The 20,041-nt window shown below is 34.0% G+C and carries 16 protein-coding genes; 1 reads left to right on the forward strand and 15 read right to left on the reverse strand.

The genetic code is table 11. From position 1 onward, the window contains the following. Window positions 1-90: 90 nt before the first annotated feature. The 14 genes from DFR79_RS10155 to DFR79_RS10220 form a co-directional block, all read right to left on the reverse strand. On the reverse strand, window positions 91-2,460 hold the full coding sequence (locus DFR79_RS10155; protein WP_133515379.1) for a glycoside hydrolase family 31 protein: 2,370 nt from the start codon (window positions 2,458-2,460) through the stop codon (window positions 91-93). After that, complete coding sequence (locus DFR79_RS10160) at window positions 2,450-3,256, reverse strand: hypothetical protein (RefSeq protein WP_133515380.1); 807 nt, start codon at window positions 3,254-3,256, stop codon at window positions 2,450-2,452. Before DFR79_RS10160 ends, DFR79_RS10155 begins: the two co-directional genes overlap by 11 nt. A 5-nt stretch (window positions 3,257-3,261) precedes the next feature. Next, window positions 3,262-5,931 carry a TIM-barrel domain-containing protein gene (locus DFR79_RS10165; RefSeq protein ID WP_133515381.1) on the reverse strand — a complete coding sequence of 890 codons (2,670 nt, stop codon included), beginning with the start codon at window positions 5,929-5,931 and terminating at the stop codon, window positions 3,262-3,264. 115 nt (window positions 5,932-6,046) lie between these two features. After that, complete coding sequence (locus tag DFR79_RS10170) at window positions 6,047-7,303, reverse strand: ABC transporter substrate-binding protein (protein ID WP_133515382.1); 1,257 nt, start codon at window positions 7,301-7,303, stop codon at window positions 6,047-6,049. Window positions 7,304-7,400: 97 nt separating this feature from the next. Next, a complete protein-coding gene (locus DFR79_RS10175) occupies window positions 7,401-8,228 on the reverse strand; it encodes a carbohydrate ABC transporter permease (protein ID WP_133515383.1) in 828 nt (275 codons plus the stop codon). Beyond that, window positions 8,218-9,105, reverse strand: a complete 888-nt coding sequence (locus DFR79_RS10180; protein WP_133515384.1) for a carbohydrate ABC transporter permease — start codon at window positions 9,103-9,105, stop codon at window positions 8,218-8,220. Before DFR79_RS10180 ends, DFR79_RS10175 begins: the two co-directional genes overlap by 11 nt. Window positions 9,106-9,122: 17 nt before the next feature. Next, on the reverse strand, window positions 9,123-10,085 hold the full coding sequence (locus DFR79_RS10185; protein ID WP_133515385.1) for a sugar-binding transcriptional regulator: 963 nt from the start codon (window positions 10,083-10,085) through the stop codon (window positions 9,123-9,125). Between the two features lie 382 nt (window positions 10,086-10,467). Continuing rightward, window positions 10,468-11,457: a sugar phosphate isomerase/epimerase family protein gene (locus tag DFR79_RS10190; RefSeq protein ID WP_133515386.1), complete on the reverse strand. Its 990-nt coding sequence runs from the start codon at window positions 11,455-11,457 to the stop codon at window positions 10,468-10,470. A gap of 84 nt (window positions 11,458-11,541) precedes the next feature. Continuing rightward, window positions 11,542-12,687: a Gfo/Idh/MocA family protein gene (locus DFR79_RS10195; protein ID WP_133515387.1), complete on the reverse strand. Its 1,146-nt coding sequence runs from the start codon at window positions 12,685-12,687 to the stop codon at window positions 11,542-11,544. A 27-nt stretch (window positions 12,688-12,714) separates the two neighbouring features. Further along, window positions 12,715-13,764, reverse strand: a complete 1,050-nt coding sequence (locus DFR79_RS10200; protein WP_133515388.1) for an ABC transporter permease — start codon at window positions 13,762-13,764, stop codon at window positions 12,715-12,717. A gap of 1 nt (window position 13,765) precedes the next feature. Next, entirely contained in the window at window positions 13,766-15,271 is a 1,506-nt protein-coding gene (locus DFR79_RS10205; RefSeq protein ID WP_133515389.1) for a sugar ABC transporter ATP-binding protein, read from the reverse strand. An 81-nt stretch (window positions 15,272-15,352) separates the two neighbouring features. Next, window positions 15,353-16,291 carry an ABC transporter substrate-binding protein gene (locus DFR79_RS10210; RefSeq protein WP_133515390.1) on the reverse strand — a complete coding sequence of 313 codons (939 nt, stop codon included), beginning with the start codon at window positions 16,289-16,291 and terminating at the stop codon, window positions 15,353-15,355. 100 nt (window positions 16,292-16,391) lie between these two features. Then, the gene (locus DFR79_RS10215; RefSeq protein WP_133515391.1) at window positions 16,392-17,375 is read right to left on the reverse strand and encodes a Gfo/Idh/MocA family protein; all 984 of its coding nucleotides are present in this window, start codon (window positions 17,373-17,375) and stop codon (window positions 16,392-16,394) included. 81 nt (window positions 17,376-17,456) lie between these two features. After that, window positions 17,457-18,275: a sugar phosphate isomerase/epimerase family protein gene (locus tag DFR79_RS10220; RefSeq protein ID WP_133515392.1), complete on the reverse strand. Its 819-nt coding sequence runs from the start codon at window positions 18,273-18,275 to the stop codon at window positions 17,457-17,459. A 213-nt stretch (window positions 18,276-18,488) separates the two neighbouring features. On the opposite strand from DFR79_RS10220, the gene DFR79_RS10225 reads away from it, so the two are divergent. Then, on the forward strand, window positions 18,489-18,743 hold the full coding sequence (locus DFR79_RS10225; RefSeq protein WP_133515393.1) for a hypothetical protein: 255 nt from the start codon (window positions 18,489-18,491) through the stop codon (window positions 18,741-18,743). Window positions 18,744-18,891: 148 nt separating this feature from the next. Here DFR79_RS10225 and DFR79_RS10230 read toward each other — a convergent pair whose 3' ends face one another. After that, a complete protein-coding gene (locus DFR79_RS10230; RefSeq protein WP_133515394.1) occupies window positions 18,892-20,025 on the reverse strand; it encodes an amidohydrolase/deacetylase family metallohydrolase in 1,134 nt (377 codons plus the stop codon). Window positions 20,026-20,041: the final 16 nt, after the last annotated feature.

Raw genomic sequence — 20,041 nt, forward strand, 5'->3', positions numbered from 1 at the left:
CCGCCTTAAAGACGGACACCCAATTAAAATATTATTTTACTCTATACATAAAAACTATCTATAGCAAAAATTTGATCCTGTTTTTATAATTTAAGCTTTAATCAATTCAACTTTGCTAAAGTCACCATCAATATTAAAAAGTATGCTTTGAGATCCTTTTTCAAAATCAATTTTTTGAGTATCAACTCTTACTTCATCTATTTTTGTATTAAAAAATTCAATTTTAAAACTACTGTAAAGTTCATCATATCGCTGTTTTTTGAGATCCAAAGTCACTTCATAGCTCTGATCATTTTCCTCCTGAATAAATTTATATAAATTAAATTCACCCTCTCTATAAGCAAAGCTTTGACCATCATCCTGATAATGGAGGTAATCACCCTCACCAGGATAAATTTTAAGTTTGAGCTCATCCATTTTCTTTTCGCCAATATAATTTTGGACCTCATAATTTGGAATAATGCTGCCTTTTTTAATATACATCGGCAGAGTATCTAAAGGGCTTTCTTTTAAAATATAATTATTACCCTGATGTTCTTCTCCCGTCCAGTAGTCTAGCCATTTTCCGTCTGGTAAATACACTTTTCTATACTTCTGGCCCTGCTGTACTACTGGAGCCATCAATATATTTTCTCCGGCAAGGAACTGATCATTTAAATTATAGGTGTTGCTGTCACTCTGATTATGTAAAAAGAGCGGCCTCATAACAGGCAGTCCAGTTTTTTTTCCCTGCCAGAGTAAATCATAGAGATAAGGAATAAATTTATATCTTAATTTTATATATTTTTTTGAAATTTCTTCAACCTCTTGCTTAAAAGCCCAGGGTTCCTGATCTCTACTGCCTATACTGCTGTGATTGCGAAATAGAGGTGTAAAAATACTTGCCTGATACCAGCGTGTTAATAATTCTGCAGTAGCATCAGAACCAAAACCTCCTATATCAGTTCCAGAAAAGCTAAGTCCACTAAGCCCCATATTCATCAGCATCGGAAGTGCCATCCGCAAATGCTGCCAAAGGCTATGATTATCTCCCGTCCAGAAGGTAGAATATTTTTGAGTTCCAGCATAAGAGGCACGGGTAATTACAAAAGGACGTTTATTACTTACTTTATTTATACCTTCATAGGTGGATTTCGACATTAAATGTCCATAAATATTGTGTGCTTCTTTATGCTCCATTTTCTGACCATCATTATCAAAGCGCACATCTTCAGGTAAAGGTCCATTAAAACTGGCAGGTTCATTCATATCATTCCAGATACCATCTATTCCAATTTCCAATAATTTTTGATGATTATTACCCCACCACGCTCTGCAGTCTGAATTAATAAAATCAGGGAAAATACATTCTCCGGGCCAGACTTCATTAACATAGGGAATTCCATCCTGATCGGTTAAATAAAATCCATTTTCAAGACACTGATCATAAACCTGATATCCTTTTTCTTTTTTGACACCGGGATCAATAATTGTAACAACTTTAAAACCCTTTTGGTGGAGATTTTCAATCATTTCCTTCATATTTTTAAACTTATTATCATCCCAGGTAAAAACCTTATAATCATCCATATAATCAATATCTAAATAAATTACATCACAGGGAATATCTTTTTTTCTAAAGTTATCAGCAATCTCCTCAACTCGCTCACGACTGTGATAACTCCAGCGGCTCTGCTGATTCCCCAGAGTCCATTTTTGTGGCAGGGGAGTTTTCCCTGTTAATTTAGTATAGGAATCTATTACTTTTTTAGCTGAAGGACCGTTAATGAAATAATAATTCAAACTGCCGCCTTCAGCAGCATAATAAAAATAGTCGTCATTCTCTTTGCCAAAATCAAAATAGGATCTAAAAGTATTATCAAAAAACAAACCATAAGCATAATCACCTTTCAATCCCAGTATAAAGGGGATTGACTTATACAAAACTTCAAAACTCTCTACATGGGGTGAAGGGTCATCAGTGTTCCAGAGCTGATAACTGTAGCCTTTTTTATTTAAATGACCGGTTCTATCTCCTAAACCATAAAATTTTTCTTCAGCAGTTATTTCTTTTAATACTTCAACAGGCTGATTCTTTAATTCTTCCTGCAATTTATGTCCCTCTTCTTCTGCAATATTACTACTTTTTCTTCTGATAAAGGGATCTCTTTTCTTGGAATAATCTTTAGAAATCGGATTATGATCTAAATCATAAAAATCCACTTTGAAATCATTTTTTATTTCAATAATTAGTTCTGCTGTAGTTATTATCAATTTACCTTTTTTATTCTCAACTTCAAAGTCAAGCTCCGCAGAATTAAAATTATTATCCTCAACCGCAAAAGAATTATAATCTTTGTAATCTGCTTCAAAAAGTTGAATAACTCCTGCTTCAATTATTTTAATAAAATAAATCTGAGATTCATAAACTAATTTAATTTGATTATTTTCAACTTGATAGTCTTTTAATTTAGCTGCCAAATTTATCACTCCTAATATCACTTTTAATATAATCAGATAACAAATCAATTGTATTTCTTTGAGAAGAATTAATTATTTTGCTTAGATAATCATTTAAAAAGCCTAATATTTTTTCAGCTGCTGAAAACAGTTCAGCTGCAATGATTTGATTAATCTCTAAAGTCAATTCAGGATAATTATATTCAAATCTTCTAAATGGGTCAAGGTTATCTAAATTATTTAACTCAGAACTTTCAATATTCTTTTCTATTAACAATAATAATTGCCTTAATGCTTTTTCTTTAATAAAATAATGCGCACTAATCTTTTCGCCTCTTTTATATCTTCCAATCCCAATAAAAATATTTGTCAACAAATTACCCATCAAAACCTTATTATCTTCCAATAAATTAGAAGATTCAGAAGTATCATTTCTTATTTTTTCTATATAATCTGTAATCTCAAATTTATCAATTAAAAGTCTATAACTATTGATTTTAAGATTTTTTAAATTTTCTAATTCAAAGACAGCATATTCAATTAAGTGCATATTTTCAAAAATTATTTTTCTGCTGTTGGCCGACTCTTTATAGGTAAAAAGAACTTCTTCATTATCTGGAATCCAGAAAAGATTATTTATATACTTCTCTTGACTGCCCTTTTTTACAATTATAGAAAAATCATGATCAGACCAGAGATCTGGATCATGATCTTTCTCAGCCATAGAACCAAGTGCCAAAAGTGCTATAATATCATTCTCAGGTTTCAGGTTCTGACACAATTTTTTTGTGAATTTATGATAATTTTTTAATTCCATTTAAATCACTCATTAGTTATTTTATAGACAAAGAAATCACTATTATTTTTCGTTTTAGAAATTAAAGTGTTGTCAAATCTATCTTCTTTAGCTATTATATATATTTCTTTTAAATCTCCTTTAAAATTCGCCTTTATTTTATTACCGGATTGAGTTAATATAATCTGATTATTTAAATCATCTTCAAATGTGTATTCTTCTATATTTCCATTGACCCAGAAAGTAAGTCTCTCATATTCATCTAAATCATTACCTATAAAATTACCAATCTCAAAATCATGATTCAGATTAAGTGGAATAACAGAATTATTCTTTATAAAAACAGGTATTTTCTCTAAATTTGCTAAATGCTTAATTAACTGATTACCCTGATATTCTCTTCCGTTCCAGAAATCAATCCACTCACCTGCTGGTAAATATATATCTCTCTGACGAGAATCTTTTTCTACTATCGGAGCAATTAACAATTGTCTGCCAAATAAGTACTGATCTTCAATATTTTTTACATAATTATCTTCAGGATAATCATAGACAAGAGGTCTCATCATTGGCTCATAATTTTTCGCTGCCTTATCTGCTTCCTGGTAAATATATGGTATTAAATTCATTCTCAAATTTGCATAATCTCTATAAATATTTAAAACTTCTTCACTCTCTGTTCTTTCCGCAATATTCCAGGGGCTGCGGTCCCAGTTATCTGTTTCAAGATAATTTTCAGAGTGAAACTGCATTACCGGACAAAAAACCGCCATTTGAGTTGAGCGGATAAATAATTCTGCTGTTGGAATTTCGCCAGAAAAACCGCCAATATCCCAGCCCCAAAAAGGGTTACCAGAGATATTCATTGATAGCCCGGCAACAATCATATTTTTTAATGTCTCAAAATCTGAGATCTGATCTCCACCCCAGTAAATAGGATATTTTTGAGCACCACTAAAACCCGCTCGACTAAAGGTGATTCTCTCATCTCCTATAAAATCATTATAGGCTTTAATATAGCTAATTGGATATTCATTTCTCATTTCCATACCAGTTTTACCATCAGCAAATTTTATATTTTCATCAAAAACAAATTCTCCTCCATCTGTTTTAAAACCATCTACATCAAGATCATCAATTAAATAATTTCTTTTTTCAAACCACCATTTTACTGCCTTAGGATTATTAAAGTCTAAAAGCAGACTACCTTTAAACCAGCCATCAAGTATTCTATAAGGACTCCCATCTTCATTTAAAACACAGTAATTATTCTCTATCACAAATTTTTCATCATTTAGGTGCTGCTGATTATTATTTTCTGGTTTTCTGATAATCGGAATCTGCCATAAAATAAATTTTAAGTTATTCTGATGAATATTTTCTACCATAGCTTTCGGATCAGGCCATTTTCCTTCTTTACTAAAATCAAAATCATCATAATCAAAACTTTCTTTTCCATCTTTTAAATTATATTCAGCCTCATTAAAGATATAGAAAGTTGATTCATCACTCCAGGCTTCAGCTACAATAACAGTTGCAGGAATTTCAAATTTATTCATTAATTCCATCTGTTTGGTAATGATATCCTGACTACTCCAGCTATTACCTGACATCCAGGGTCCAAAAACCCATTTAGGCGGCAATTTTGCCCCACCTACTTTTTGTAGATATTTCTTTAAAATTGATTTAGGATTTCCGGTAAATAAGTCAAAGTCTAGATTCGTGCTATTACTATTCAGCTGGGTCTTGATTTTTAAGATTTTATTACCTTGATTTAAGGAAAATTTAATGTAATTTGGAGTATTAATATTTAATCCAAAACCACTTAAAGTAAAGAAAAATGGCACTGGTATATAAGTTTTATCTTCCTGATACAAATATTCGTTATAAACACAAATATCTGGTGCTAATTCTTTTTGATTTAAACAGTTATATCTTTCTCCAAAACCAAAGAAATCTTCTGCATTATTTTTAAAATTAATTTTTAGCTCAAACTTACCATTAAAATAATCAACTAATTCAAAAGGAGCTAAAATTTCGTTCTCTGATTCTAATAACACTTCTTTCTTTTTCTTAATAATTATCTTGAAAGCTTCTTTAGTAATTTGAACTATAATTCCAGTCCTATTATCTTTTAATGAGTATTTATCATTAGTTTTATTAAATTCACATCTTTCTTCTCCTTTAATGTTTATTTTCTCTAAAGAAAAAGAACTGCGTAAATTGCCCTTATCAAAATAAAAATAAATTCTGGGGTTTATATTTAATATCTCTGAGAAAACAACTTCTAAAAAATTATTTTCTTTATTATAATTAACTTTTTTAATAGTATCTACTTTATAATTTTTTCCAGTAATAAACTCAAATTTATCAGAGTTAATATTAACATGTTTATTATTAATACTAATATTATATTCAATTTTATCTTCAGCAGAAAATCTTCCTAATTCAAACTTGTAATATTTTTTTTCATTCACATGATCAATTACGATCTCAGAATTTATGCTTTTCTGTTCTTTTCCATTCAATTTCCAATTCAAAAAAACATCTTTTTCAGGTATATTATTTGGTTCAATAACTGCTTTTACAATTACAAAATCATCTTTAATAGGCTTTCTAGGTATTCTTTCAAAATCAAAACTCCTATATGGATCATTAAAACCTTCGGGTATATGTTTAATATTATATTCTTTCATAGTTAATCTCTCCTAAATTTATAAAATTATTAAGAGGTAGTATATATAAACTTTAACAGTTATTAAGATTGTTGATATACTACCTCTTATGCTTATTAACTTATTAAATTAGTTATTAATTAATTTCTATAGTTGATTCTAATTGCTCTTGAGCTTTATTTAAAGCTTCTGTAGGGGTTTTTAAGCCATCTCTTGCTGCCTGAATCTGCTGATTAATTATATCTGCCATCTCAGCAAATTGTTCAATAACCGGAGGAGTTACCAGATAATTAAGTGATTCAAATACTGCTTGTCTATTTTCAGGAGGTGTTTTCTCTATATATTCTTTTAAAATATCCTGATCTGTAATAGCAGGAAGTTCCCAATTATTTTCAACTCTAATTTGAGCTGCCTCTTTACTTGCTGATAAGAAGCTCATCCACTTAAAGGCTTCATCAACTTTGTCAGTTTTTTGATTCATAACTAAACCATTAGCAAAAAAGTGAGTTGCTTTTTGAGTGTTACCTGGTTCTACTTCTATATTCCATTCAAAATCAATATTTTCTGTAAAGTCAGGAAAAGCCCAGATACCAGTTACAATCATGCCTACTCGTCCAGATTTAAATAGATCCCAGTCCTGCATACCAGACAGTTGTGCTTCTGTAGGCATTACATTACTATCTTGAACTCTATCTACCATATATTCTAGAGTCTCAATATTTTGCGGTGAATTAATAACAAATTTATTTTTCTCATTATCAATTATTGTGCCACCATTTTGTTCAACCATTTTGTAAAATTCCCAAAAAGTTACTGGTTGATAAATTCCAAATATATTGCTCCCTAGGTTTCTAATTTGTTTAGCTGCTGCTAAAGAATCCTCCCATTTCCAGTCTCTACTGGGATAATCAATTCCAGCCTGATCAAATAATTCTTCATTATAAAACAGAACTACATTTGAAAAACTAAAGGGTAAGCCGTACTGATTATCATTTATCTGAAAAGCATTTAAAGCCTTTTCATTTAATTGAGATTCATCAAATTCAGCTGCAGAAATTGTATCATCTAATTCTTTTAATACATTTTTCTTGGCATAGGTAACAAAATTTTCATAATTTAATTCATAAACATCGGGAGCCAGCCCACCAGCGATTTTGGTCTGTAAATTAACAAAGTAGTCCTCATATCCAACTGTGATGATATTAATTTCAATATCTGGATTTTCTTTTTCAAATTCATCTTTCATCTGATTTAAGTATTCTAAATTTGCACCGCTACCAGAAAAAGTCATAAAATCTACTTCCACAGTTTCCTGAGCCAGAACACCTGAATTAAAGCCTAGTAAAGCTATAAAAATACTCACCATTAATAATATAGATACTCTTTTAAACATTCTTTTTCCTCCCTATTAATCCATTATTTTTAAGCCACTATCATTAAAATATTTAACTAAATCTGAAAAGTTTACTTTTCCACCTCCAGTTATTTCTTTAGCCTTTAATTCCTCCAACACTTAAACCTTTTTCAAAATATTTCTGCGCAAAAATATAAACCAGCAACATCGGAATAATTGAAATTAAACTTCCAGCCATTAATAAATTATACTGTTCTCCATACTGACCATTTAATAAGCTTAAACCAACAGGAAGCGTCATTTTACTTCTATCTGTAAGCACTATTAAGGGCCAGAGATATCTGTTCCAGGCTTCCATAAATGTAATTACTGTTAAGGTAGCCAGAGTTGGTTTTACAAGTGGTAAAACTATGTCTTTAAAAATTTTAAATTGTGACGAACCTTCCATAATTGCTGCTTCAATATAAGAATTAGGAACAGTTTTAATGTTCTGCCGCAGCATAAATGTAGCAAAAGCATTAAATAAGGACGGAAGCATTAAACCTGTAAATGTATTTAACAATCCAAATTCTCTAATTATCAAAAAATTAGGGATCATGGTTACCTGTTTTGGAATCATTAAAGTTGCAAGATAAAGTGAAAATAAAATTTCACGACCCTTAAATTCAAATTTCGCAAAAATATATGCTGCCATTGCTGCTGATAAGACTGTAATCAAGGTCGTTACAACTGCCACAAAAACACTATTAAAGATAGCTCTAGCAAAAGGGAAAATATTGAAAACTCTTATATAAGCATCTAAACTTGGATTTTCAGGTATCCACTTGATTGGAATTGTCATTACTGCTCCACTATTTTTTAGGGAGGTACTGATCATCCAGAAAAAAGGTAAAAGCATAAATATTGCTATAAGAGTTGCTAAACTATAAAAAATTATCCCTCTTTTCAGTTTACTATGATTCATAATGAACCCACCTTTTCTGCAATTTCATCTGTAAGAGTGTCACAACAAAAACTATAATAAATAATAACCAGGAAAAAGCTGAAGCATATCCCATTTTATAATACTGAAAAGCATATTTATAAATTCTTTCCACCATTACTTGAGTTGCACCATTTGGACCTCCCTGAGTCATAATCATAACCTGTGGAAAAAGTTGAAAAGAATTAATTAAAGAAATTATAATTACGAATAATAAGGTGGGAGATATTAAGGGCAGTGTTATACTTTTAAATCTCTGCCAGCTATTAGCTCCATCGATTTCTGCCGCTTCATAATAAGTTGGTGAAATCCCTCTTAAACCTGAAAATAAAATTAGACCAAAAAAACCAACATCTTTCCAGATACTAGCAAGCACTATCCCCGGCATAGCCCAGCTCTGATCATAAAGCCAGCCAGGCCCCTGTAAACCAATAAAATTAAGAAGATTATTTAAAACTCCGAATTGAGGATTTAAAACAATTTTCCAGATTAATGAACCAGCTACCCAGGAAGTAATTACTGGAATATAATATAAAGTTCTATAAATTTTTATACCCTTAAATTTATTATTTAATAAAAGAGCTAGAGAAAGTGATGAAATTAAAATCAATGGAATATAGAGAATAATGTAATACAATATATTATTTAAAACTCGCCAGAACTCGTTTCCTTTTAAAATATTTATAAAGTTATCTAATCCTATAAGTTTTGGTGGGCCACTTATAATATCCCATTCAGAAAAACTAAGAGTTAAAGATCCCAACATTGGCAAAATTCCGAAAATAATCAGCCCCAGTACACTGGGGAGCAAAAATAAAAATATAGTTAAATATTTATTTTTTTTATTATAAAAGATCATTTAGATTACTCCTTTAATTAGTTATTTTGCTCTAAAAAATCTTCCTGTTGAAAAATAATTTCTTCAACTGTTTTTTCATCACTGACTAATACGTCAAGAAATCCATTTCTCAACCCTCCTAAAATAGCTTCTGTAGTATCTAATGAGGTTGCAACTCCAATTACTGTTTCTATATTTTTAAGATCATTCAATGAGATACTTAAAACTCTATCATCAATTGACTGACTGCAAACATCTCCATTTATATCGTAAAATCTAAAACAACTCTGACCTACTGCACCATTTTTATCAAGCAAATCTAAATCCTCTTCTGTCAAATTATCTACCTGAACTAAAGATCTATGTTTCCACAAAGCATCAAGTCCCATTAAAGCAATATCAACATTTTTAGCTCTTTCTAATATTCCACCAATTTCTTTATCTTTTTTTAAATTATCTACTAAAGTTGAATTGCTTACAAATCCAGGTGCATGCATTAAATGTGATTGTCCTTCTAAAATATTGGAAAGTTGATTTACCAGACTAAATGATTGCAAAGTTGTAGAAGTCTGACCAAGTCCACCTATTAACTGAACAACTTCTATTCCTGTTGTTTCGGCTAAGTTTAATGATTTCATTGATTTAATCATCTCATATACTGAAATTCCCCAGGATACACCAATATTTTGATTACTTTTAATAATACTGTTTAGATAATTTGCTGCTGCCTGACCGACAACCTGTCTAATCATATCTGGAATGTAACTGGTAGTTGGAACAACAATTGCATCTTTTAAACCAAAATATTTTTTTAAAGATTCCTCCAAATGTTCACAGGAATCCACTGTATCCAAAATTGTAATCTTAACTATACCTTCATTTTTTGCCTCGGTTAACATTCGTGAGATTTGAGAGCGGGAAACCTCAACTATATTAGCGATTTCTTTTTGATTCATGTTCTTTTCATAGTATAAATGTGCTACTTTCTTTAATTTTCTCATTCTTTCTCTGTCGATTTTAATCACCTCTGTTCATATTTTTAACATATGTGATAATATTTTTGTGTATTTCTTTACTGTATTTAAATTATAATACTAAATTATGGGCTTTGTCAAGAAATTTTCAGATATATTTATACACATATGTGAATATATTTTGTGAATTAAGTGCTAATTAGCATTATTATGCATGATAATCACTAATATCAAAAAATAACCTGCTCCTAAAATAGGAAACAGGCTAAAAATAATATGAATCTTATTTAATTCTTCTATTTGTGAAATATTTTACTTTAACCAGGTACAAAACAATCGTTTTGTACCTGGTACCAAAAATATTAAAAATAAATCCCTCCTGAATTTAACAGAAGGGATTTAAAAACTTCTATTTTTCCATCGAATCATCAAAAGCTAGATCTGAAGGCTTAAAATCTATATCTCGGACAAAACTCAAGGCTTCTTTAGCACCATAAATCCGGTCCATACCGCTGTCTTCCCATTCTACAGAAAGTGGGCCGGTATAATTCATCTGATTTAATTCCCTTATAATTTCATCAAAATCAATATCTCCATGTCCGAGAGAGCGGAAGTCCCAGCCCCGGTGGCGGTCACCGAAGGGAAGATGAGAACCCAAAATTCCTTCTCTGCCGTTTAAGCTTACAGCTGCATCCTTCATGTGCACATGATAAATTCTTTCGCTGAAGTCGCGCAGAAAGAGATGTGGAGTCAGCCCCTGCCAGATTAAGTGGCTGGGGTCAAAGTTAATCCCAAATTCAGAGCGCCAGCCAAATTTATCCAAAAGTTTTAAGGTTGTATAATAATCAAAGGCTATTTCGGTTGGGTGGACTTCCAGCGCAAATTTGATCCCGTTTTCTTTAAAAACATCGAGAATTGGATTCCAGAGTTCAACTATCTGATCAAAACCTGCTTCGATCATCTCCTCAGTTGTCTGGGGGAAGGAATAAAAGAACTTCCAGATTGGAGAGCCGGTAAAACCGGTAACTGTATCCACTCCCAGATTCCTGGCAGCTACTGCTGTCATCTTCATCTCTTCTACAGCCCATTTTCTAATTTCCTCAGGTTTTCCCGCATATTTTTCGGGAGCAAAATTATCCAGGCGGGGATCATAGCGGGCTCCAACACACTGCCCGGCAAGATGATTGCCGACAGCCCAGACCCCAAGATTATATTTATCAAGTATTTCCAGCTTTTTTTCTACATAAGAGCTGTCTTCTGCTGCCTTCTGCACATCTAAATGATCTCCCCAGCAGGCAATTTCCAGTCCATCATAACCGATCTCACTTACTGTCTGGGCTAATTTTTCAAACTCCATATCTGCCCACTGTCCGGTAAACAAAGTCACTTTTCGGCCCATAGTCCACACTCCTTGAATTTTATAGTTTTTGCAATAAATTTTTGCGGAACACAAATATTTCAATATGAATTTAGACTTCAACAGTTATTCAATTTCAACCCATTTTTCTTCCCTACTGCTTTTTAAAATAGCTTCTGTAATCTTAACTTCCTGCTGCCCATCAGCAAAAGTGGCAAAATCATAATCAGCTGGATTTCCTTTTTCTAAAATGCAGTCATAAAAATCTTTAATTGAATTTTTTAATCCCTCTGACCAGCCTTCAATATGGCCGCCCGGGTAATAGCAGCGCTCTGCCGCTTTTCCTTTTAAAAGAGCTGGATCGCGAACTAAATTCTGATTGGCCTGATCACGATAACCGATAAATAACTGGTTGGCATGCTCTTGTGACCAGCTTAAGCTTTTTTTGCTGCCGCTGATTTCAATAAATAAATCATTTTTGTGGCCGGCATCGACCTGGGAAACAGTAAAATTACCGGCTGTACCATCTTCCAGCTCAAACAGTATAGAAGCATAATCTTCAGTCTCTACCTGATATTCTTCGTATTCTGCTTCCTGATCAGTCTGGGCAAAACTCTTGATTTTCGAAAGCGGCTTTTTCCGCTCCGGGTGAACAATTTTTGTATTGGCAATTAACCTTGTGATTTTCCTGCCGGTAAGATACTGCAGCAGGTCACAGAAATGAGAGCCGATATCAGCCACAACTCTTGATTTTCCTCCTTTTTCAGGATCAACCCTCCAGCTGTAATCAGTATCAAAAAGCATCCAGTCCTGAAGGTAATAACCCCGAACATGAAAAAGTTTGCCGGCTTCCTCCCGCACTTTCTGCTGCATCTCTTTAACAAGTGGATAGTGGCGGTAATTATAATTTACTCCTGCATAAATATCTTCAGCTTCCAGAATTTCCAAAAGCTCTCTGCCCTCTTTAGAATTCATCACCAGCGGTTTTTCGGAAAAAACATGGACTCCGGCCTCCATAAAGGCTTTATTAATAGGGAAGTGAAGATTATTTGGAGTGCAGTTGTGGACTACATCTAAATCTTCTTCTGCCAGCATCTGCTGATAATCAGCATAATAGTTGGGAACTCCTAATTTCTCTGCAGCCTTTTTTGAAGATTCGAGGCTGCTGGCTACAACAGCTCTGACCTCAACATTACCGAGCCGTCTTAAAGCTTCAACATGGGCCTCACCAACAAAACCGGTGCCGATAATTCCTGCTTTTAATTTAGCCATCAAATCACTCCTCAAATTTTTAATTATTTAAACTGTTTTCTGCTTTTTCTGCATTAGTACTGCTCCAATTAAAATTAAACCTTTAAAAGCTTCTCTTAAGAATGGAGGAACTCCCAGCAAATTGAGCAGATTATTCATTACTGCAATAATTAATACACCCAAAATTGTTCCCAATACAGTCCCTCGACCACCGCTCATACTGGTTCCACCAACAACTGCAGCCGCAATTGCTTCCATCTCATAACCACTGCCGGCATTTGCATAGTCCATAGATCCAATTCGAGAAACCTGGATAATGGCTGCAAAGGAAACTAAGAGACCTGTAATCGCATAAACCCGGCGCTTAACTTTTTTAACATTAACTCCTGATAAATTGGCTGAGCGCTCATTTGAGCCAACCGCAATAATCTGACGGCCAAAAGTAGTCCTTTTAGAAATAAAGTAGAGTCCAGCTGCAATCAAAAGCCAGTATATAATAGGCATTACTCTATAACTTCCAATTTGAAAATTTGAAATCGGTAAAAATTCCAGAGGAACCCTTGGATTATAGCCCTGCATAAAATGCTGAGTCACACTGCGGTAGAGCTTCATTGTTGCCAGAGTAACCACAAAGGGAGGTATTCCACCTCTGGTAATTAATATTCCATTTAAGTTTCCGAGAAAATAACCAAAAACCAGTGAGAGTAATATCGCTATCAAAATTGCTGGGATGCCTTCAATTCCTAAATTGATTAAAATACCATTAGGTCCTCTGTCAATCAGCATCATTAAAGCTGCTCCAACGGCAACCATAGTTGAACCAACAGAAAGATCAATCCCTGCTGACATAATTACAAAGGACATTCCCAGTGCAATTAAACCAACCCCTGCATTATTCCGCAGAATATTTACCCAGTTATTAGTCCAGGTGAAAAACCAGCTGCCAAAAGAATCATAATCAAAACCAAGACTCCAGGTCTGTAATACAATCATCACTATTAAGGCAATCCCGGTACTGAAAATTGGTTCAGTTGACCATTTTTTTAAAAACCACTGTAGAAAACCCTGTTCTGTATTTTGACTTTTATCCTTCTGCATCTTATGCCCCCTCCTGCACTGAATTCATCCCGGCACCAGTCGCCAGCCGCATAATTTCATGTTCATTCATTGTTTTATCTTTTACCTCACCCTGGATTACCCCGTGATACATTACAAGAGCTCGGTCACAAATTCTCACAATTTCTTTTGCCTCACTTGATAAAATCACGACTGCTATATCCTCTTCAGCCAGCTCCAAAATAATATCATAAATATCTTCTTTTGCTCCAACATCAACACCCTGTGTGGGATTATCGAGAATAAATATCTCAGGATTTGCACTCAACCATTTGGCCAGCACAATTTTTTGCTGGTTCCCACCAGAGAGGCTGTTGATCGGATCACTTCTTTTTCTCATCTTTATTCTAAGCTTTTTCACCTGCTCTTCAAATTTTCGCTCCTGTTTTTCCTGATCAATAACTCCCAGATGATCAAATAGAGGCCAGGTTACAATTGAAGCATTTTCAAAAACATTCAAATCCTTAATAATTCCATTTTCTTTACGGTTTCGAGGCAGATAACCAATTCCCCTTTGCAGAGCATCTGCAGTATTTTTAATCTGAACCTTTTGATTATTTAAATATAAGCTGCCGGACTCAATCTGACCACTGCCGAATATAGCCTGGAAAAGTTCTCGTCTGCCGTCTCCTAGAAGTCCGGTAACTCCAAGAATCTCTCCCTTATGCACAGAAAAAGAAATGTTTTTAAAATCATTATTATAGCTTAAATCTTCCACCCGCAGTACTTCTGCACCCTTTTCTTTTTTTATCTGCAGAGATATTGTTCTCAGTTCATGTCCGACCATTGATTTTGCCAGCTGGTCAACATCAACATCTTTAACCAGACCTTCAGCCACCAGTTCTCCGTTTCTAAGTACTGAATAGCGGTCACAGAATTCGATTACTTCATTTAATTTATGAGAGATAAAAACAATACCCACATTCTGCCTTTTTAAGGTTCCCATCATTTCGAAAACCCGCTCAATTTCCTGATCGGTTAGTGAGGATGTCGGCTCATCCATAATAATAATCGAAGCATCCATCATAATTGCCCGAGAAATCTCAACAATCTGCTTATATGAGGTATCAAGATCTCTAACCATGGTCTTTGGGTCTAGCTTAATCTCCATTGCATCAAAAACATTCTGAGTTTTTTCAACCATCTTTTCTAAATCTAGAATTCCTCCCTTTTTCTTCAACTCTCTTCCGAGAAACATATTTTCATAAATAGGAAGGTCATTGATCAGATTTAATTCCTGGTGAATAAAGGCAATTCCTGCACTCAAAGAATCAGCCGGCCTGTTAAAGTCAACCTGCTGGCCGTCAACTAGTATTTTCCCCTTATCAGCCGGCAGCACTCCCCCCAGAATGTTCATTAAAGTAGATTTTCCGGCACCATTTTCACCGATTAGGGCACAGACTTCTCCACCTGCAACTGAAAAAGATACATCTTTTACAGCTTCAGTTGCCCCAAAGCTTTTATAGATATTTTTCATTTCTATTTTCATCAAATCACACCCCATCAATTCAAATCAGAGGTCATGGAAACCATAACCTCTGACTACTTGGAATATTTAATTGCTTCAATTTTAATATGGAGAATCAGGATCTAAAAATTGTTTGTAATTTGTGCGGTCAACAATAGTTGTAGGAATAATGGTTTCTTTTGGTACTTTTTCTCCCTCTAATAATTTAACTGCTACATCAACTGCATCTTTAACCATTGCGGGAGAATATAGGGCAGACTGCAGCCAGATATCTTCATATTTAGGCATCATCTCAAAATATTCCTGCATACCTCCACCACCAGTTACAACTTTAATATCTTCCCGACCGGCTTCTTCGATTGCCTTGACAACTCCGATTGAGGTTTCATCATCCATAGAATATACCGCATCAATATGATCATGTCTGATTAAAATATCTGACATATCACTTAAACCTGCTGCTCTGGTAAACTGAGTTGCATAGGTGTGCAGCTCATAGTCAGCACCAATTTCTTCTAAAGTATCTAGAAATCCTGCTTTGCGAAGTTCAGAAACTGAGCCAGCTGTCGGTACTTCAAGGATAACAACTGTTCCTTCTTTACCAATTTTATCTGCAATATAGTGAGCTCCCTCAACTCCCATATCATAATTGTCACCAGCTACTCGATAAACACCATCAACATTAATTTCAATATCAAAATTAACTACTTCTATACCATCCTGAATAGCCATTCTAATTGGAACTTCCATACCTGTCCACTGAGGGAAAGCAACTACAGCTTCTGCTCCCCAGGTTTTCAAATCATCAAGCTGTGAAGTCATTTCGGAAGCATTACTGCTGGTCTGAATTCGATATTCAATCTTATCAGATAATTCTTCACAGCGAGCTTCAGCATGATAGGCAACAGCAGCAACCCAGCCGTGAGTAACTGCAGGAGCTAAAATACCAATCTTGTGCTTATCTTGAGCACTTACTCCACCAGCAAAGACAAGAGTTAACAGCAGGGAAAGCATAACTAAAAACACTAAAGATTTTTTCATAAATCATTTCCTCCTTAATTTTAGTTGACTATGATCTGCAAATTACTCAGCAAAGTTGAAGTCAAGACTACCTAATACCATAGGACTGAGACCTTAATTCTTAGACATCATCCCCTTCTAAACCAGCTATTTCTTCTAAAATATCAACTGTATTAATCAGCTGTTCTTTTGTGATTTTATCTGAAGCAATTCCTTTTTCTGCACAGTCAATAAAATGAGAAAGCTCATTATAAAACATTGCAGTTGGCGGCAGGTTAATTCCTGTTTCAATCTTTGGCTCAGCCTCTGTCTCAAATTTTAATGCTTCTCCCTCTGGTGGATAAAAAATAAGCTGATCTTCATTAACTAAAAGTCCCTCCTCAAAATAGACCCGCCAGCGGGCAGTAAAAGGATAGCCGGCATGATACCAGGCCGCCTCTGCCCCCACTTTAAAATCTTTATAATTATAGCTGAAGCGGTAATGTTCTTTAAATGGACTTTCTTTTCTTCCAGCTGCAGTAAAGCTGAAGCTTTCAGGACTGCCAAAAAGGCTGACAATTAAATCAAGGTCATGAATGTGTAAGTCAAAAGGTAGCAGTCCGCTTTTTTCCTTATCAAAGAGCCAGCCACCTGCTGACCAGTCAGGAGCTGCAGTCAGCCTGGTAAAATAGGCATCTAAAACCCGACCGTATTTACCGCTTTTTACAGCTTCTTTTAAAATTTCTACTTCTTTAGTAAAATGCAGCACCTGACCCACAAAAACCAGAGCCTCATTTTCTGAAGCCAGAGCAAAAATCCTTTCTGCATCTTCTCTGTGCAGGGCAATTGGTTTCTCAATAATCACATTTTTGCCTGCACTCAAAGCTGTAAGTGCATGTTCAAGATGAAGATAGCTTGGAGTACAGATATCGACTATATCGATTTCTTCAGCAGTCAGCAGTTCTTTGATATCAGGATAAATTTCAACTCCCCATTTTGCTGCTTTTTCTCGATCAGCTTCCGAAGGTCCGACAACTGCTCTGACTTCTGCCTTTTCAATCTGAGCATAGTTATTAAAATGTACTGTTCCCATCCCCCCTACACCGACAATCGCAATTTTTTGCATCTGCTCCCCCCTTAACTAATTTTTTTCAGCCAAATAATATTGTCAAAGAGACCGTTTGTTTAAATTTAAACTGCTTAAAAATCAAATTTTAAAACCTGCCTCTTTCAGAAAATCATAAGAATCCTTTACTGCCTGATTAACCTCTTCTAAATCTGAAGGTCCCTCTTCTTCAAACTCAATTTCAATACTGAAGGGTGAATTATTATCATTTTTTTCTAAAATCTCAAAAAGTGGTTTAAAATTTATATTCCCCTTCCCTAAAGCGGGAAAGTTCCATTCAGTCTGAGCTCCAGCTTTATCTTTGAGATGAAGATGTCCAACCTTTTCAACAGCAGTTTTCAGGTCAGCTGCCAGATCAAGATCCTTTCCTCCATAAAAAATAGCATTTGCCGTATCATAATTTATTACAACCCGTTCAGAATCAATCAGATCAACAATCTCTATTAGCCGCTTACCTGTTCCGTGTTTACCGTGGTTTTCAAGTCCTAAAATAAGATTATAATCTTCCAGATATGGAATTAAATTTTTAATATTTGCTGCAACCTTCTGATCTGAAGCTTCTGCCTTATCTTCCAGGTGAGCTTCTCCAATTGAAGAGATTATATATTTACAGCCAAAAAAATGGGCCAGCCGAATATTGGCAATAAAATCATCCAGGCGATCATTATCCATCAGGTTGGTGTGGCCGCTTAAAGAAATTGGAATTAGCTCTGCCTCTATCAGCCGATCTTCAATCTCATATAACTCATTTAAAGACATCGTCGGAAAAACATGTTCTGTCCAGCCTTTAGTAGCAGTAAGTTCGATATAATTAAAGCCCGCTGCTTTAATTCCTTTAATTGCTTCTGCAAGAGAAAAATCGTGATAAGTATTTGAATTAACAGCAATTATTCTTTTCAAATTATCCCCTCCCCACTGACAAAATTTTTTGATAAATGAAAATTATTGTTTTTAATCTAGTTATTAATATAATTCTATACTAATTGAAATAATCCTTTTAATATTCTGAAAATATACAGCCGATTAATTAATTTTTGAGTCGATTTTAAAGGAAAATAAAATTTAATAGATAAATAATAAAATATAAACATAATTTAAATAGGGGGTGATATAATGGAACATTCTATGATCATGGCAATTTTAATTGACAAAAGAACTGATGCTGCTCCAAGGGTTCAGGAAATATTGACCGAACACGGCTGTCTAATTAAAACCCGTCTTGGAATGCACGAAAGCAGTACCTGTGCTGATGAAGGAATGATCATCTTTGATTTAACAGCAGAAAATACTGAAGTTGAGGCCTTAGAGGCAGAATTAAAGTCAGTGGAAGGTGTAAAGGTTAAGAGTATGGTGCTGGATTTTGAATAAAAATAATCGCTAACTTTTTTATGAAGTGGCTGCTCTCTCAATTAGTAAGTTAATTGTGATTTGTTAGAGTAGCCTGCTTTATACAGAATATCTTGATACCATTAAAAATATAATCATATTCATTAAAACTAATTACTATTAAAAATTTTTAAATTTCAAATCTAGTATCTGCCTCAATAACTTTTGAACCAATTATTGTTTTTAATGGTCTCAAGTAATTATGAAGACATAAACTGTTGTTATTTGAATCAAAAACTTCAACTTCACATTCTTCTTCTCTAAAAACTGTAAATCGAGCCTTTTTATCAAAAAATTCATTTTGATAAGTTTCTACTCCTAAAATATCAGCAGCATTAACTGTTACAGCCTCTATAACCTGTTCCAGCTCCATTCCCAGTTCTTTTAATTTAGACATGGTTAAACTTAAATCCCAGACAGGACCATCAATATTCTCAGTATGGAGATCAGTGCTGATAGTATCCGGAAAATATTCAGCGGCAAAAGCCTTTCTGGCAACATCATAATTAAAACTTGCTACTCCATGTCCCACATCAAACTTTATACCTTTTTCAATCGCTACTTTATATTCATTTAAAAATTCTCCCTTGCGGTATATTCCCCAGCGCTTACCGTGATAAACATGTGTCACAATATCTCCTGGATCTAAATAAGGCAAAATATCTTCTAATAATGGCAGAGGTTCTCCTACATGAACCATTAAAGGAAGTGATACTTCTCTAGCAGCCTCCTTTGCCAGTTTAACAATATCTGAATTCATTCCCTGCAGAATGACTCCACTTGCTCTTAACTTAATTCCTTTTATATAATCTCTATTCTCCTCAATTCTCTGATATAAATTATCAAGGTCAATCATATTCAAACTATTTAGCTCACTTATTTGATTTGATTTTATCAGACCGGTTGAGCCAAGATTGATAAATGAATAAATCGGATAATCACGTGGCTCAATAATATATTTTTTAAAGCCTAAAAAATTAGCTTCACCGGCACTTCCGGTATCATTTAAAACTGTCACTCCAGTTTTAGGACCAATCAAATCAGGGTTTAAACCTAGATTTGAAACTCCATAATAGATATGAGTATGAAGATCAATCCAGCCTGGAGAAAGATAACTATCTTTAAGATCTAAAACTTTTAATTCAGACATCTCAGTCTCAATTTTATCTCTAATATATCCCTGATCATCCAGATAAAATTCTTTAATATCCTTAAATTGACTTGGAAATCCTATCAACTTAAAATTTTTAATTAATTTTGCCATCTTAACCTCCTGCTCA

This window comes from Halanaerobium saccharolyticum, from assembly GCF_004362045.1.
Lineage (GTDB): Bacteria > Bacillota > Halanaerobiia > Halanaerobiales > Halanaerobiaceae > Halanaerobium > Halanaerobium saccharolyticum_C.